At 46.4% G+C, this 15,867-nt stretch carries 17 protein-coding genes; 4 read left to right on the top strand and 13 right to left on the bottom strand.

All coding sequences use genetic code 11. The features are described from left to right. Positions 1-4 precede the first annotated feature (4 nt). From deoD to pssA, 5 genes are all read right to left on the bottom strand, one after another. Positions 5-715: a purine-nucleoside phosphorylase gene (gene deoD, locus CR205_RS09200; protein ID WP_110518839.1), complete on the bottom strand. Its 711-nt coding sequence runs from the start codon at positions 713-715 to the stop codon at positions 5-7. A gap of 442 nt (positions 716-1,157) precedes the next feature. Then, a complete protein-coding gene (locus CR205_RS09190; protein ID WP_110518835.1) occupies positions 1,158-1,607 on the bottom strand; it encodes a TlpA disulfide reductase family protein in 450 nt (149 codons plus the stop codon). Positions 1,608-1,700: 93 nt separating this feature from the next. Then, positions 1,701-2,231, bottom strand: coding sequence for a peroxiredoxin (locus CR205_RS09185; protein ID WP_110519789.1), 531 nt, complete (start codon positions 2,229-2,231; stop codon positions 1,701-1,703). A gap of 235 nt (positions 2,232-2,466) precedes the next feature. Continuing rightward, on the bottom strand, positions 2,467-5,070 hold the full coding sequence (locus tag CR205_RS09180) for a CBS domain-containing protein (RefSeq protein WP_110518833.1): 2,604 nt from the start codon (positions 5,068-5,070) through the stop codon (positions 2,467-2,469). 288 nt (positions 5,071-5,358) lie between these two features. Beyond that, positions 5,359-5,901, bottom strand: a complete 543-nt coding sequence (pssA, locus tag CR205_RS09175; protein ID WP_110518831.1) for a CDP-diacylglycerol--serine O-phosphatidyltransferase — start codon at positions 5,899-5,901, stop codon at positions 5,359-5,361. A 143-nt stretch (positions 5,902-6,044) separates the two neighbouring features. On the opposite strand from pssA, the gene CR205_RS09170 reads away from it, so the two are divergent. Further along, on the top strand, positions 6,045-6,833 hold the full coding sequence (locus CR205_RS09170; RefSeq protein WP_110518829.1) for a phosphatidylserine decarboxylase: 789 nt from the start codon (positions 6,045-6,047) through the stop codon (positions 6,831-6,833). Between the two features lie 90 nt (positions 6,834-6,923). On the opposite strand, the gene mnhG is transcribed toward CR205_RS09170, so the two are convergent. Genes mnhG through CR205_RS09135 form a run of 7 tightly spaced genes read right to left on the bottom strand, consistent with a single transcriptional unit; the run spans position 6,924 to position 12,675 of the window. Further along, positions 6,924-7,286, bottom strand: a complete 363-nt coding sequence (mnhG, locus tag CR205_RS09165) for a monovalent cation/H(+) antiporter subunit G (protein WP_110518827.1) — start codon at positions 7,284-7,286, stop codon at positions 6,924-6,926. Then, a complete protein-coding gene (locus tag CR205_RS09160; protein WP_110518825.1) occupies positions 7,267-7,548 on the bottom strand; it encodes a Na(+)/H(+) antiporter subunit F1 in 282 nt (93 codons plus the stop codon). Before CR205_RS09160 ends, mnhG begins: the two co-directional genes overlap by 20 nt. After that, positions 7,548-8,024 (bottom strand): Na+/H+ antiporter subunit E, encoded by a 477-nt coding sequence (locus CR205_RS09155; RefSeq protein ID WP_110518823.1) that lies wholly within the window; start codon positions 8,022-8,024, stop codon positions 7,548-7,550. Before CR205_RS09155 ends, CR205_RS09160 begins: the two co-directional genes overlap by 1 nt. Before the next feature lie 5 nt (positions 8,025-8,029). Then, positions 8,030-9,511, bottom strand: coding sequence for a Na+/H+ antiporter subunit D (locus tag CR205_RS09150; protein ID WP_110518821.1), 1,482 nt, complete (start codon positions 9,509-9,511; stop codon positions 8,030-8,032). After that, a complete protein-coding gene (locus CR205_RS09145; RefSeq protein WP_110518819.1) occupies positions 9,504-9,842 on the bottom strand; it encodes a Na(+)/H(+) antiporter subunit C in 339 nt (112 codons plus the stop codon). Before CR205_RS09145 ends, CR205_RS09150 begins: the two co-directional genes overlap by 8 nt. Next, a complete protein-coding gene (locus CR205_RS09140; RefSeq protein ID WP_110518817.1) occupies positions 9,842-10,267 on the bottom strand; it encodes a Na(+)/H(+) antiporter subunit B in 426 nt (141 codons plus the stop codon). The genes CR205_RS09145 and CR205_RS09140 overlap by 1 nt, the downstream gene beginning before the upstream one ends. After that, entirely contained in the window at positions 10,264-12,675 is a 2,412-nt protein-coding gene (locus CR205_RS09135) for a Na+/H+ antiporter subunit A (protein WP_110518815.1), read from the bottom strand. Before CR205_RS09135 ends, CR205_RS09140 begins: the two co-directional genes overlap by 4 nt. Before the next feature lie 518 nt (positions 12,676-13,193). Between CR205_RS09135 and CR205_RS09130 the strand changes: the two genes are divergently transcribed. Then, positions 13,194-13,418 carry a hypothetical protein gene (locus CR205_RS09130; protein ID WP_110518813.1) on the top strand — a complete coding sequence of 75 codons (225 nt, stop codon included), beginning with the start codon at positions 13,194-13,196 and terminating at the stop codon, positions 13,416-13,418. 16 nt (positions 13,419-13,434) lie between these two features. Here CR205_RS09130 and CR205_RS09125 read toward each other — a convergent pair whose 3' ends face one another. Then, a complete protein-coding gene (locus CR205_RS09125; RefSeq protein WP_236634727.1) occupies positions 13,435-13,602 on the bottom strand; it encodes a sporulation histidine kinase inhibitor Sda in 168 nt (55 codons plus the stop codon). A gap of 637 nt (positions 13,603-14,239) precedes the next feature. Between CR205_RS09125 and CR205_RS09120 the strand changes: the two genes are divergently transcribed. Together CR205_RS09120 and yqeH are read left to right on the top strand one after the other, a co-directional pair. Further along, positions 14,240-14,773 (top strand): YqeG family HAD IIIA-type phosphatase, encoded by a 534-nt coding sequence (locus CR205_RS09120; RefSeq protein ID WP_110518811.1) that lies wholly within the window; start codon positions 14,240-14,242, stop codon positions 14,771-14,773. Continuing rightward, positions 14,743-15,864, top strand: a complete 1,122-nt coding sequence (gene yqeH, locus CR205_RS09115; RefSeq protein ID WP_110518809.1) for a ribosome biogenesis GTPase YqeH — start codon at positions 14,743-14,745, stop codon at positions 15,862-15,864. Before CR205_RS09120 ends, yqeH begins: the two co-directional genes overlap by 31 nt. Positions 15,865-15,867: the final 3 nt, after the last annotated feature.

Genomic DNA, 15,867 nt, shown 5'->3' with positions numbered 1-15,867 from the left:
TATGTTATTTTGACTGAATGGCCGCGGTGAGGGCAACGTCAACCATCTCGTTGAACGTTTCCTGACGCTCCTGTGAGCTTGTTTCTTCACCGGTAATGAGGTGGTCGCTTACTGTGAGTACGCTCAATGCATGGACGCCAAAGCGTGCAGCGATCGTGTAAAGAGCAGAGGACTCCATTTCCACTGCAAGCACCTGATGATCCGCAAGTTTTTGTACTGTATCTTTATAGTCGTTATAGAAAACGTCACTTGTAAACACGTTTCCGACACGAACGTTCAGCCCGCTTTCAACTGCACCGTCATAAGCTGCTTTCAAAAGACCGAAATCGGCTGTAGGAGCGAAATCGATTCCGCCGAAGTAGCGCTGGTTCACACCTGAGTCACTGGACGCACTCTGGGCAAGGATCACGTCACGTACTTTAACATCTTTCTGGAATGCTCCGCACGTACCTACGCGAATCAGGTTCTTTACCCCATAGCTGTTGATCAGTTCATGGACGTAGATGGAAATGGACGGTACACCCATGCCTGTCCCCTGAACGGAAATACGCTCACCTTTGTAAGTTCCTGTGTAGCCGAGCATCCCACGAACTTCATTGTAGCAGGTTACGTCTTCAAGAAAGTTTTCTGCGATATACTTTGCGCGGAGAGGATCCCCCGGAAGCAGAATGGATTCTGCAATTTCGCCTTCTTTTGCACCGATATGTACACTCATAAAATGTAGCCTCCTGTATCAGATCAATTAAGCATGCCGCAGATGCGGCCGATGCTCTTCCTTCTCTAGAATAGCGAAAAGAAAAGGCTTAAGTCAACTTATAGGGAGAATACAGGGTGGGGGAGGCAGGAATTATTTCGGTTATCCAATCTTGTACTTATTTTATAAGGCTGTTTTCGGATAGATTGTTGTTTTCTGCGCTGCAGGCCGACGCTTTCCGCGGGCAACGCCTCAGCCTCCTCGGGAACATCACCCTCCGGGGTCTTCGACGGTTGCTTTTCCCGCAGGAGTCGCGGCCTTTCGCTACGAAATTAAAGCTAGTTAAAGCAACAATCTTTACGAAATGAGCTTTTTATAAATACTTGTACTTAGCTCACGGTAATCAAAAAATCCCCCTCTCATGAATGTTACCTCACAGAAAGGGGGATGCAGGATGTCTTTTTTACTTTTCTTCGTTTCCAAGCACGCGGTTTACCCGTTTACGGAGCATTTTCATGCCGCCGCCGCCAGCCTGGAAGTGGCGGAGTTTGCCTTCTTCGTCAAATACATAGTACGCAGGCACGTACTGATTTTCAAAAGCATCTGTGAGCTTATGCTCGTTATCAACAAAGATCGGCTGAGCGATATCATGGCTGAGGGCCATCGCTTTGATCACGCTCATATCCAGGTCTTTTTCGGAGCGGGGCATATGAACAGCCACAACGTTCAAGTCATCTTCAAATTCATCACGGAATTCATTAATATCAGGCATCGCTTCTTTACAGAGTCCGCAGCTCACAGACCAGAAGTGGAAAAGGGTTGGTTTGTCACCTACAAGATCATCTCGTGTGAGTTCATCGTTAAGCCATTCAGTGGCACCACTGAGTTCGGGCATATCTGATCTAAGTTTCATCGTGTTATCACTCCTGCTGATAGGGATGTTAGTTGTTCGGTACTAAGTCACAGCGATACCCTCCGGAGAGGGTACCGCAGCTATTTGTTTATATTAAAGTGTCGCTTGTCCAGGCTTCCAGTTCGCCGGGCACAGTCCGCCTGTCTGAAGAGCCTGAAGAACACGCAGTGTTTCATCCACATCGCGGCCGATATTGTTGTGGTTCACCACGGAATACATAAGCTCGCCTTCAGGGCTGATGATGAACAGGCCGCGCAGTGCTACACCTTCGTCCTCAAGCAGTACGCCGTATTCGCGTGCAACACGGTGGTTTGTGTCTGCTGCAAGGGAATGCTCAAGCTTACCGAGTCCGTTGTCATCGCGGTCTGTATTAATCCATGCAAGATGTGTGTGAATCGTATCTGTAGAAACCCCGATCACCTCAGCATCCAGATCGTCGAATTCATCCTGACGGTCACTAAGGGACGTAATTTCTGTCGGGCATACAAAAGTGAAGTCCATCGGGTAAAAGTAGAGGACGGTCCACTTGTCGTTTTTCATATTATCTTCGAGAGAGACCTTCCCGAATTCCTTATTCGGAAGTACTGCATCCATTTCAAATCTTGGTGCCTGTTTTGCTACCATACGCTTGTCTGTCACAAGTATCTCCCCTTTATTAATAATAATTATCAAGTAATACAAATTATATTTTAACAAACATTTTTCCGATGTCAACCGGTTATCGATAATAATTATAAAATAAATCATCTGATAACCGGATCACAGTTTTCTATTATACCGGTCTGCAGTATACCTTCAAGAAAAATGCTCACAGATTTATAACCACTGTGAGCATACTAAAGAGGGACTCTCTTCTCAATCATTCAGTTTCATTCTCACTGGCACGTATTAGAAGGTGCTCTTGAGCCCACCTGAGCATGTCGTCTTTTGTGAGATTGGGTTCATCAAGCCATTTCCCTTCAATCTCAAGCAGCCATTCCTTAAAATCCGGTCCCGGTTCAAGCCCGAGTTTAATTAGATCCTGCCCGCTGATCCGGTTTTTTACCTGCTCTCTTCCAGTCAGATAAAGTCGTCCCATTTCGGCAATTGCCTGATCCTCAGAGCCGGCTTTTGCAAAAAATACAGCCGAGGCGACTGAACTTTTTCCTTCGAGAATGCGGTGCCACTCAGACAGTTTTATCACGGCAGGGCGCACTGCTGATGAAATGGATTCAATTTCAGACACATAGCGGGCTTCCTGTTTATTATGGGCATACGAACGGCATTCACTGAAAGCATCAGGTGTAAAATCTGAGAGCAGAGTTAGAATGGCGGTCCAGTTGTGAATAGATTTCTCGAGATTCACCTGCTTCGCCAGCTCTTCATAAACCGACAGGCGTGAAAGACAGGTGATCACATCTTCGTGAGACGAGAGAATGTATCTGAACACATCAAGCTCTGCTGCCCGTTTTACAAAAAACACCGGGCTTTCTTCGATCAAAAGCCTCGAAAGCTCTCCTGCTATTCGTGGTTTTGAAACAGATGAGAGTGTCCTCCCGTGATTTCGTGCCAGAGTTTCCGTCTGTTCATCCATGTGAAAAGAAAAGCGATGCTCAAACCGCATGGCCCGAAGAACCCGGGTCGGATCTTCAGTAAAGCTCAGGTTGTAAAGAACTTTAATTATTCCACCGCGAATGTCGAGATACCCGTTAAAAAAGTCAATCAGTCGTCCGAAGTCAACTGGGGCAAGGGACATTCCCATGGCATTGATCGTAAAATCGCGCCGATACAGATCTTCTTTAATGTCGGAAAGTTCCACCTGTGGAAGTGCTGCAGGATAATCGTAATATTCTGTTCGGGCACTGGTCAGATCTACTTTAATACCTTCAGGTGATGTCCAGGTGGCGGTCTTGAAAGCTTCGTGTGTCCGTACAGATCCACCTTCGGACGCGGCAAGGTTTTCTCCAAGCTCAATAGCATTTCCTTCAACAACGATATCAATATCCTGATTGTCGCGACCCAGAATCAGATCTCTTACGATACCACCGATCAGATACGGTTTCATGTTGAGCGCCGATGCACGGTTTCCGATCAGGGTAATGAGATTAAAAAGGTTTTGAGATAGCCTGCTTTTTGCAGAAAAGGCAAGGTTCGTACGGGCAGCCGATCTGGATGTCTCTGTTGCTGCTTTCGGCTTTGGAGATTTTCCGTGCAAAGCTTCAATGACATTTGAACGCGAAACAATTCCCACCACTTCACCGCAGTCTATGACAGGCATTCTTCCAACATTTTTTTCCATCATCACCGCCTGGATTTTTTCAAGGGACGTATCAGGATTGATCGTTACCGGACTGGTACTCATGTAGCCCTTTACCGGAGCATGTCCCAGGTTATGATGAAGGGCTTTATCCACGTCACGCCGGGAAATGATGCCCGCCAGTCTACCGTTTTCCGTAACCGGAAAGCCTGTATGTCCGTACCGGTAGAGCATTTTGGACACATCCACCACGGAGGTGTGAGGGGCAACCACTCTGACAGGTGTGCTCATGATATCTTTTGCTGTTGTATCACTCCCGCTGATCTCGTGGAGCTGCTGCCGTAATTCATCAGCGAGAACAAGAGGGGAGAGGTCTTTGCGCATCGCACTTGCCGCTTTTGCATGCCCTCCGCCGCCAAGAGTCTGGATGACAGGCAGCACGTTAATTCTGTCGGAAGCAGAGCGCGCTGTAATAAAGGTTTTATCATTCATACGAACAAGACAGAAGATTGCATCCGAACCTGTTACAGACAGTAGCAGGCTGGCAATGGAGGCAAGACCGCCTGTATAGCTCTCCTGTTCGTGAACGGCAATTGCTGCATCAACTCCGTCGTAATATTCGATTGTCATGTTGTCCATCAGAGCCCGGAAAAGGGTCTGCTCATCACCGCTTAACGGTGCCTCCTTAAACTGCTCCACAACTTCGAGGCTTGCTCCAGCCTGAAGCAGCCGACTTCCGGCCAAAAGGTCTTCAGGGCACGTGGAGCTGTAGCTCAGACTTCCCGTATCTGAATAAAGACCAAGGGCAAACAGTGTCGCTTCAAAAGGGGAGATGTCCAAAGCCTCTTCATTAATTTTTTCGAGAAGAAGGGTGATGCACGCTCCGTACTTTTTATGTATGCATGTGAAGGTAGACGTCGAATGGGGCGGATCGCCGTGATGATCGTAGCAGAGTACAGGTACTTCATCGGGCAGCCGATTGCCAATGTTCCCCGTGCGCTTAAGGGAGGAGGTGTCGGTCAGGATTACCTGCGTAATGTTATCCCAGTCCAAATGTCGTTCATCTGTAATAGAAAACAGGTCTTTATGGATGGCAAGGTAATGCTCGACAGCCGACTGGCATTTGTCAGGCAGAACCAGTGATGCATCCGGGTGAAGTTTCTTTGCAGCCATCATGGAAGCCAGGCCGTCAAAATCCAGGTTTGTATGGGAAAGGATTACCTGCATAGTCGTTCTCCTTTAATTATGAGTATGATTAAAAATGAACTTTATTGAAGTGGTGCATGGAGGATGGTCCCGCAGCGCGGCAGAATAAAAAAAACCTGAAATAAGGACAATAAACCATAGAATGTATCGAACCGGTACATTCGAACTCCGTTTGCGCCAGGTCAAGATCACCTTTTATTATCTATAAGTCTGCCCGTAACGGTTCGCCCTCATAGCCGCTGTTTAAGTCCTTCGTCAGGCGGGAAGAAAAAAAGAGCGTCCTTTTGTTAACAAAAGGTCGCTCCAGTGCTACATCTTTCTGACGCGGAATGTACTGATCATCATGATTGATAAACCAAGTATAATCCACATAAAGGCCGGTGCAGGTACTGTGTTGTTAAGCATATGGCTCAGTGTCAGGATACAGCCGGCTGCCGTGATCGGCAGGCCAACGAAGAACCCTTCCTGTTCAGTCACATTGAATCTGGCAAGACGGATGGCACCACAGGCAATAAAAATAATGGTAAATACCATACCGGCTGCAGAAAACTGGTATAATACAGATTGATAAACCAATAACGCAGGCGCTACACCAAATGATATAATATCACATAATGAATCCAGTTGTTTTCCCATGTCAGAAGTAATGTTCAGTTTTCTGGCCACTTTACCGTCGAGACGGTCAAACACGGCAGCAAGGACGATAAACGCCACACTCATACCGTACTGTCCCTGAAGGACTGCCAGTATTGCAAAACCGCCGAGACTGAGGTTAAAGATCGTCAGAAGGTTGGCTGTCTGACTGCGGAACTTCCGGTAGGTGTTATCGAATAAGTGCTGTAACAACGTCAACGACATCACTCCTTATAATTTGACGTAATATGAAGTCTGCTTAAATATTTATTTTACCATATCTTAATCTTTTAAACTACTAATAACTGTCATCTGTTCGCCCGCGCGGCAGGGATCTGATTGACTGTGTGGAGGAATTTGATTTGAAGAAACAACTTTACCGATCGTTAATGGAACTTACAAAAAGTCCGGTACAATCATGGGGGATCCGGACGTTCGCCCGTTCACGGGCAAGCCGTCCTCTCGTTCGTTCGTTTGCCAGAGTCTACAATATAAACATGGAAGAAGCAAAAGAAAGAGTGGAAAACTTTAACACGCTTCAGTCTTTATTTATCAGGGAGCTGGCACCTGATGTACGGCCTGTCTGCACGAGCACCTCATCTATAGTCAGTCCCGTGGACGGGCTGCTCGCCGAAACCGGCCAAATCAGCCAAAACGCTGCATTTTTTATAAAAGGGCAGATGTATGATGTCAGGGATCTCGTGGGCCTACCGAATACAAGCCGCAGGTATATAGGCGGTACCTACATGTTATTTTACCTGAGCCCAACGGATTACCACAGAATTCACAGTCCGGTTGAGGGGACTGTGTTAAAAACCTGGGCCCTGGGTAAACACTCTTCCCCTGTTAATCCGATGGGACTTGCTCTCGGAGACCGCGTCCTTGCGAAAAATTACCGTCTCCTTACCGAAGTGAGAACGCCTGGTGATAAACACATGTGTGTCGTTAAAATAGGCGCTTTAAATGTAAACAGTATTCACCCTGATAATTCCCTTAAGGGGGAGGAAATCGGTAAAGGAGAGGAAATGGCTTACTTCTCGTTTGGATCGAGCGTGATCCTCCTGTTTGAGGAAGGGATGATCCAGGACCCTGAAACAGACGTTCGTGCAGTCAAACAAGGTCAGCCTATTGCAGAATTCAAGAACGGATAAAACACCAAATCAAAAACGCCGGAATGGACATAACCATTCCGGCGTTTTTTTGCAATCCGGGGATCTCAGGACCGGCCGGAGCGTTTTCATCTAGGAGTTGCTTCCCTGTTTTTTCTCGTACTTTTTCATATCCCTTGCAAGGTCATCCTGCGTGCTCTGATCCCACAATTTTACGCCAACATTATAGGCGGATTTGGAAATCATAAACCCGGCTACTGGAGCTGTCAGGAAGACGAATAGAATGGTGAGCAGGAATTTTCCTACAAAATCTCCCTGAATAATGAGGAAGTAAAGAAATACCCCGATCATAATACTGATGACACCGAGTGTCGCACTCTTTGTCGCGGCGTGAAGACGTCCGTAAACATCAGGAAAACGCATAATCCCAAAGGAACCTAGCGCACTGAGGGCTGCTCCAAAAATAAGGAATATGCTAACGATCACCTCGATCAATGACGACACCCCCTTCGATAAACTTAGCCAGAGCGATGGAGCCTACAAAGGCAAGAATCGCGATTACCAGGATTACTTCCGCATACATGAGCGTATTTTGAATCAGCATGATGATACCGATAAAACCGATCAGATTGATGCCGATTGTATCCAGAGCCACTACCCGATCTGAAAGGGTGGGACCAATTATGACACGGATGAACAGGATTGCGATGGAGATGGCCATCAGAACGAGGCAGATGTTAGCCACAGTATACAGCATTACTTGGTCACCTCCATAATCGCTTTTTCAAACGAGTTGTGAATTTCATCAATCGCCTTGTCCTTGTCAGGTACGTGAATGGCATGGACATAGATTGTTTTCCCATCCGGGGAAAAATACATGGAAAGCGTCCCCGGGGTAAGGGAGATCAGGCTCGAAAGCAGTGTAACTTCCCATTCCGTTTCCAGCTTTGTCGGAACCGCAATAATTCCCGGTTCAATATCCAGCTTCGGTTTGAGAATGATTCTGATCACATCAATGTTTGCCTCAATCAGTTTGTAGATAAACAGCAGGATCAGCTTCACCAGGGCCACGACCCGGGTGAAGTAGAACCTGAACTTGAGGAAGCGTCTTAAGAAGTAGAGGATAAACAGTCCCACAACATATCCGATCCCGAATTCAAGAACGGTGGCCTCGTCTCTTAAGAGCATCCAGATAAACGCAATTGCAATGTTTATTAAGATTTGAAAAGCCATTTTACCTACTCCTTAAGTACAGCATTAATATAGTTTGACGGCTCGAGAATCTGCTCTGCCACTTCCATTGAGAAGGAGAAGATCGGCTCAGCCCCGATACCAAGAATAACTGTTAACGCAACCAGAGGTAAAATCGGCATCAGCAGCGGCATAAGAGGACGGTTCCGCTGTTCTCCTTTGAGCGATTCCTCACCCCAGAACACGTAGATGAATATTTTCATCATCGAGAAGAGTGTCAGAATACCAACCAGGAGACTGATAAAGACGATAAAGTAGCGGCCCTGGTCAATACCGTCGAGAATCAGAGCAAATTTACTGAAGAACCCGCTCAGCGGTGGTATACCGGCAAGGGATATTGCAGTTACCAGGAACAGCCAGCCGAGTACCGGATAGGTTTTTAACAGCCCGCTCATCTTTTTCAGGTCGGTAGTCCCTGTGATTTTCTCAGTTGCACCGCAGAACAGGAACAAGGCCGACTTAACGATGATGTGGTGGGCGATGTAGTATATCGCACCGGCGATCGCCAGCTGCGAGTAAAGCCCTAGTCCGAGAGCCATATAACCGACCTGGCTGATGATGTGGAAAGACAGAATCCGTTTGAAGTCAAACTGGGCAACGGCCCCAAGTACTCCGAAGAACATCGTGCCTGCTGCCAGCCACAGAATCAGGTTGTGAGTGAATCCCGGATCATGGACAAAGATCAGTGTAAAGGTTCGAATGATGGCATAGATCCCGACTTTCGTCAGCAGTCCCCCGAACAGGGCTGCAATGGCCGAAGGCGGTCCGAAATAGGAATTCGGAAGCCAGAAATAAAGAGGGAACAATGCCCCTTTCATGCCGAAAACAAGCAGGAAGAGAACCGCTATTGCGTTCAGGACACCTGTCTGTTCAAGTTCTGCTACACGTTCGGCAATCTGAGCCATATTCAGTGTGCCGGTAATGCCGTAAATATAGGCAATGCCGACGATAAAGAATATTGACGCAAACACGTTAATGACAACGTATTTGAATGATTCCCTGAGCTGATACTTCGTTCCTCCGTGTACGATAAGAATATAGGAAGCAATCAGCATAACTTCAAAGAATACGAAAAGGTTAAAAAGGTCGCCTGTCAGAAATGCTCCGTGCACCCCGGCGAGGAGGTACATGTAAAACGGATAAAAGAAAAACTTTTCCCGCTCTGGGCTGATCGTCTGAAATGCAAAAAACAGACAGACTACACCGACAATGCTTGAAAGGATCACCATCAGACCTGCGAAAAGGTCGGCAACGAGAACGATCCCGAATGGCGGCACCCATGTTCCGAGTTCAACCGTCTGAATGCCATTTACATAGACTTCGTACGTAATGTAAAAGGCAAATACAAGCATGATAATTGCCGTAATGGCACTGATCACCCGCTGGGTCCGGTGATGATTTTTAAAGAGTATAAGAATAGTACCGATTAAAAAAGGTGCGACAACTGGTACGAGTAATAGGTTATTCATCTGCATTTCCCCTCAATTGATCCATTTTATCAGTTTCGTGCGCTCTGTACGTCCGGTATCCCAGAACCAGAAGAAAGGCGGTAACTCCGAAACTGATTACAATGGCGGTAAGAATAAGTGCCTGCGGCAGGGGATCCATATAGACAGACGCCTCCTCCCCGAGAAGAGGCGGTGCACCGTCGTTAAATCCGGATAGTGTGAGAAGCAGCAGGTGAGCCCCGTGTGAGAGCATCACTATGCCGAAAATAACCCTGAGCAGACTATTTGTCAGAATCAGGTACGTACTGACTGAGAAGATGATGCCAATGAGAAAGATCATGATAAGTTCCATTATGCTTCATCCCCCGCAATCGTCAATATAGTGAGAAGAGCTACACCCACAACAACAAGGAAAATTGCAATAGCAAATGGTGTAGTTGTTGTAAGAGCAACTTCGCCGAACGGCCAGATGCTGAAGTAATCAAAATACATTGTAAGGAACGGATCACCGAACAGCATCGAGTTCAGTCCGGTGCCAATTCCGATGAGCAGGCCGATGGCAATAACTTTTTCAAAATCAATCGGCAGGACGGTCTGGATTTTACTCAAATCAAAACTCAGGTAAAGAAGGAGGAGTCCGCAGGAAAACATGAGACCTCCGATAAATCCTCCTCCAGGAGTGTAGTGTCCTGCGAAAAACAGATACACCGAAAAAGAAAGAATGATCAAGGCTACGATTCGTGTAATGGTATGAAGCATTAAATAGTTTGTCTTCACACGTCTTCGCCTCCTTTAAAACGCATTTTGATCAGGGCAACGACGCCAAGTGCCGCTATCCCGAGTACGAGTACTTCCAGAATCGTATCCAGAGCCCGGAAGTCATCAAGGATCATATTAACCATATTTTCCCCGCCGGTAAGCTCGTACGTGTTTTCGATAAAGTACATCGAAATGCTTTCGTAACCATCCGTCTGGGACATAGCCAGCGTGCTGACACCAATCAGTGAAACCGTCAGACCAACGGAAATGGCTATCACAAGGTTCAGCCAGCGGAATTTCGGTTTAAAGTCCTCTTTTTTGAGCTCAGGCAGGAAGTAGAAGCAGAGCAGGAAGAGAACAACCATGACTGTTTCAACAAGCAGCTGCGTAAGAGCAAGGTCCGGAGCCCGGAAATTAACAAACAGAAGGGCGATTAGGAACCCGACAACACCAAGGACCGCAATGGCTGATACACGGTGCTGAATGAAGGGCAGCGACAGTGAAACGACGGCCAGCAGAACGACTATAATGACGGCATATGGAGTGACGGAGCCCATCATGCCGAAATCCACGTCAAAGGTAAAGGCATCAAACCAGAACATCGTGACGATAAGGGATCCGACCATGAAAATACTCATGTAAGCGAAATAATCACGCAGCAGTCCGGTCATCTGAATATTTGTAATACCCTGAGCGCTGGTAATCAGTCCGTCGAGACCTTTATCATACACCTGGTTAAGCGGATCACGCTCACGCAGGAAGAAGTAGGTTTCCTGCCATCTGTTCAAATTCAAAAAGAGAAGCGAACCGAACAGGATGACGCCGACAGTCATAAAGATTTCTGTGTTAAGCCCGTGCCAGTGATAGATATTCGGCTCAAATTCAAACCCGGGCAGGATTGAGTTCATCACCGGTTCAATAATTGTATAGGCCAGGATGTTCGGGAAGAAACCGATGATGACTACGAGTGAAATAAGAATGATCGGTGAAATAAGCATGCCGATCGGCGCTTCATGCGCTTCCTTTTCCAGTTTCTCAGGCTGGTACTTTCCGAAGAATGTCTTCATGAGCATAATCAGACAGTACAGGAACGTAAAGATACTGGCGATCCAGGCAAGGACCGGAAAGACAAGACCAAACGTCTGCATATTGAAGATTGGCAGCTCCGTTGCGTCAAGGACTCCTGTAAAGAACATTTCCTTACTTAAGAACCCGTTGAACGGCGGCAGTCCTGCCATGGACGCAAGCCCGATCAGACTGATGGTGAACGTAATCGGCATTACTGACATCAGACCGCCGAGTTTACGGATATCCCGGGTACCGGTTTCGTGATCGATAATACCGACCGCCATAAACAGGCCGCCTTTAAAGGTCGCATGGTTAATCAGGTGGAAGACTGCAGCCATAACCGCGAACGTATAGAATTGACCTTCATCGGCTGCGTCGAAATAAAGAGCTGCAGAGCCGAGACCCAGCAGGGACATAATCAGTCCGAGCTGACTGACAGTGGAGAAAGCGAGTATTCCCTTAAGGTCCTTCTGTCTCACAGCTGATATGGATCCCCAGGTGAGTGTAATAATCCCGGCGGCTGAGACGATCCAGAACCACTCCGGCATACCACCGAAAACCGGAGTGAACCGGGCAACCAGGTAAATACCGGCTTTAACCATCGTAGCCGAGTGCAAGTAGGCACTGACCGGAGTTGGTGCTTCCATAGCATCCGGCAGCCAGATGTGGAACGGGAATTGAGCCGATTTTGTAAAGGCACCGGCAAGGACAAGCAGCATGGCAGGTACAGCAAGCGGACTGGAGATAACCTGTGCGCTTTGTTCGATGATTCCCTGAATGCTGAATGTGCCGGTAATCACATAAAGGAGCGAGAAACCGGCGAGCATGGCAAATCCGCCAGACACTGTGATCAGCATAGATTTCTGAGCGCCATAGCGGGATTTTTCCTTATGGAACCAGTATGCGATTAAGAGTGATGATGCAAGACTGGTTAATTCCCAGAATACATAGACCACAATCAGATTATCCGTAAGAACAACCCCGAGCATGGCCCCCATGAACATGAGCAGGTACACATAAAAGTTGTTGAGGGGCTCGTCCTTTTTGTTTGCAATGTAAAAGATAGAGTAAAGGACAACGAGCGCACCGATCCCCGTAATCAGGAGGGCGAAGAGAAGACTGAGCCCGTCAAGATAAACGGTGAAGTTGATCCCAAGTGAAGGAACCCACGGAACGGTTTCCATAACAACATCCATTCCCTGTCCGGTAGTCACGAAAGTGAGCAGATAGCCAAACAGGATGACGGGTAAAGGCAGGATAAACCACCCTGTATGTACGTTCCGGAACCATTTATAAAGAAAAGGAATGAAGATCGCTAAAATAAATGGTGATAACACGAGATAATGCAGTAAAGACAAGTGAGAGACCTCCTCTTTTTTCTTAGTTGGCTGGTGGTTTTTTAGTACTGTTTACAAACATACGTAAGATTATAATATAAAACCAAAAGCCTTGCATCCAATAACCACAGGGGATACGGGGGCTTTTGCGTTTTTATTAAATAGGAAGAAACCGAAATTCAAAAAAATGAATTCTTACTTTTCTGAACGAATTCCTTTCGGGGCTGATTTCTAATAAATGGCGTCATGACAGTCATTCCAGGTGTTTGCTTATGAATGCATCCCCAATGAAGAAAAAAAACGGCATTATTTGGACCTATTGCCTGTTCAGTTTAGTTTAACCTTGCTTTGAGTCTGATATGAGTAACGGGTGAAATTGCTGTCTTACGCTTTTCTATGCTAAAGACTTTCCCTATATAAGAGAAACAGAAACCGTCTAATAGGGTATAAAGTCTCACTAAACTCGATTTTTTAGCGACAGTAAGTATATGACTCAAAAAAAAATACCACCCTAAAAGTAAGATTAGGAGTGGTGTTTTATGAAAAGACGATGGGTCATTTCAGTCAGTGTATTTACGGTACTCTGTCTTGCTGCGGTTCCGGTGCATCTTCAGGCAACCAAATCGATTGTGGATCGCCAGACGGATGCTTTTGAATTTGACCAGGAAAGGTTCGAAGGGTTTGACGCTGAAGAGAAAACACTTCTGGATGAATGGAAATTTAAACCCCGGGAGTACATTAAGCGCTCAAAAACAAGCCGGTAAATACCAGGTTTAAGGTTTAATGAAGCTTTTCGGGGAGTCGTGACGTACTTGCTATGTCACGGCGTTTTAATTCCTGTGAAATTAAGAATATAAAGTCATCGTGTAACTGGAGTTCTCTTGCTTTATGATACGTTTCAATCAGCAGATCGTCTGTGAGATGTCGCATAGCCCCTTGCCGCCTCATGGCAGCTTCACCTCCTTGATTTTACCGGCCGCCGAGGCCAGTGTTGCGCGCGTGAAAAACCGTCCGTCATGTTAGTGATTTGATCGTACCAGAAAAAAAACAGAGGAACAACCGTTCGTGATATCCACAGGGGCAGGTGGATAACTTGTGGATATCCTGTTTATAACATGGTGTATTGACTGTGCTGGAATAGGGATTATGTGAGTATGTTTTTCCACAGTTGGACAGAGTTGGAATTATGTCGAAAAATATTTGTTCTTTTTTCTGAACTTTCATTCTATTTATCCGGGTAAGGTAAAGGGCGTCCTCCTGTTTAGGTAATGCCTTTAAAAGGTAATAAAAATATAAACATATAGCCGAACTGGCGGATTGCGTGAAGATCGGCCTGCTTCAGACGGGCTGAAAAAGGGCTGGATCAGGTTAACTTTAGTTATTTTAGCTGGAATGATTGAAAATCGTGGTTAATTGAGGGTATTATGAGGGGTAGCGAAATTTTTGCATTTATGACGATTCAGGGTTTTTCCTGTGTCTTAATATCCATAAGCCGCATAGCGGTTTGATGAATACATACGGAACAGAATACACACAGGCTGGGCAGAGTAACTTTGTTCTGTCTGATGAAAATGGAGGGCTTAGCGTGCTAAAACGATTTGTACCTGACCAGTATGTTCCTTCGATATTTGATATTTCAGTAGAGGAACTTAAACAACAGGGAATTAAAGGGATTATCACAGACCTTGATAATACGCTTGTGGAATGGGACCGGCCGAACGCTACCGAAGAACTGATTGAATGGTTTAAGATGGTTAAACGTGAAGGGATCGATATCGTTGTCGTCTCCAATAATACGGAACGACGGGTTAAGGAATTTTCGGATCCTCATGAACTCACCTTTATTCACAGCGCGAAAAAACCTATGACGAGGGCTTTTAAAACTGCCTGCAACATTATGAAGATAAAAAGAAGTGAAGCAGTAGTGGTAGGCGATCAGCTGCTTACGGATATTTTTGGCGGTAATCGAGGCGGTTTTCATACTATCCTTGTCGTACCGGTTGCGAAAACCGATGGCGTCATTACTAAAATGAACCGCCGGATGGAACGTGTCGTATTCAGATGGATGAAAAGAAAGGGGCTGATTGAATGGGAGAACAAAAAGAAAAGCAGCAAGTAATCTGTGCAGGCTGCGGTGTCACCATTCAGACAGAAGATAAAAATAAACTCGGCTATACGCCGCCGCAAGCGCTGGAGCGAGATGTTGTAATCTGCCAGCGCTGTTTCCGGCTCAAACATTATAATGAAGTTCAGGATGTGAAACTGAACGACGATGACTTTCTTAAAATCCTTAATGAGGTCGGTTCAAAAGATGCCCTTGTTGTTAAGATCGTTGACATCTTCGACTTTCACGGCAGCTGGCTTCCGGGGCTGCACCGGTTTGTGAGTAAAAATCCGGTCCTGCTGGTAGGGAATAAAGCAGATGTGCTGCCGCAGTCAATCAAACATCCGAAGCTGAAGCAGTGGATGAAGGAAACGGCAAATGAATACGGCCTTAAACCTATTGATGTGCATCTGATGAGCGCAGAAAAAGGAACGGGTGTCATCGAAACTGCAGATCTAATCGAAAAATACCGTAAAGGCCGGGATGTGTACGTTGTAGGGTGTACGAACGTTGGTAAATCCACATTCATCAACCGGTTGATCAAAGAATTCGGAGGAGACGAAGAATTTCTGATCACAACATCCAATGTCCCCGGTACGACACTGGATATGATCGACGTGCCCCTTGATGACGGTTCGTCGCTCTATGATACTCCGGGAATTGTGAATCACCATCAGATGGCACACCTTCTTTCGGCTGATGAATTAAAGGTTGTTACTCCCCGTAAAGAAATTAAAACGAAAACATATCAGCTTAACGAAGGTCAGACACTCTTCTTTGGCGGACTTGCCAGGTTTGATTTTGTAAAAGGGGAACCACAGTCTTTTACGGTTCACATGAGCAACGAACTGAACGTTCATCGGACGAAAACAGAAAAAGCAGATGAACTATACGAAAGTCATCTCGGCGAACTGCTCAGTCCGCCTTTTAAAGATCACGCAGCCGGATTTCCGTCATTATCCGGACGAGAATATAAAATCATTGACGGAAAAACCGATATCGTTTTTTCCGGTCTCGGCTGGGTGACGGTGCACGGACAGGGAACGGTTGTTAGGGCAAGCGTACCGGGAGGGGTACAAACAGGAACACGCCCATCGTTCTACTGATGT

This window comes from Alteribacter lacisalsi, assembly GCF_003226345.1.
Taxonomy (GTDB): domain Bacteria; phylum Bacillota; class Bacilli; order Bacillales; family Salisediminibacteriaceae; genus Alteribacter; species Alteribacter lacisalsi.
Note: the sequence above shows the minus strand (reverse complement) of the source record. Positions and strands in the feature narration are given on the sequence as shown.

Coding starts and splice junctions, on each gene's coding strand:
- deoD (WP_110518839.1), bottom strand. CDS start 715: ATGAGTGTACATATCGGTGCAAAAGAAGGCGAAATTGCAGAATCCATT.
- CR205_RS09190 (WP_110518835.1), bottom strand. CDS start 1,607: ATGAAACTTAGATCAGATATGCCCGAACTCAGTGGTGCCACTGAATGG.
- CR205_RS09185 (WP_110519789.1), bottom strand. CDS start 2,231: ATGGTAGCAAAACAGGCACCAAGATTTGAAATGGATGCAGTACTTCCG.
- CR205_RS09180 (WP_110518833.1), bottom strand. CDS start 5,070: ATGCAGGTAATCCTTTCCCATACAAACCTGGATTTTGACGGCCTGGCT.
- CR205_RS09160 (WP_110518825.1), bottom strand. CDS start 7,548: ATGCTGTATACTGTGGCTAACATCTGCCTCGTTCTGATGGCCATCTCC.
- CR205_RS09155 (WP_110518823.1), bottom strand. CDS start 8,024: ATGGCTTTTCAAATCTTAATAAACATTGCAATTGCGTTTATCTGGATG.
- CR205_RS09150 (WP_110518821.1), bottom strand. CDS start 9,511: ATGAATAACCTATTACTCGTACCAGTTGTCGCACCTTTTTTAATCGGT.
- CR205_RS09145 (WP_110518819.1), bottom strand. CDS start 9,842: ATGGAACTTATCATGATCTTTCTCATTGGCATCATCTTCTCAGTCAGT.
- CR205_RS09130 (WP_110518813.1), top strand. CDS start 13,194: ATGAAAAGACGATGGGTCATTTCAGTCAGTGTATTTACGGTACTCTGT.
- CR205_RS09125 (WP_236634727.1), bottom strand. CDS start 13,602: ATGAGGCGGCAAGGGGCTATGCGACATCTCACAGACGATCTGCTGATT.
- yqeH (WP_110518809.1), top strand. CDS start 14,743: ATGGGAGAACAAAAAGAAAAGCAGCAAGTAATCTGTGCAGGCTGCGGT.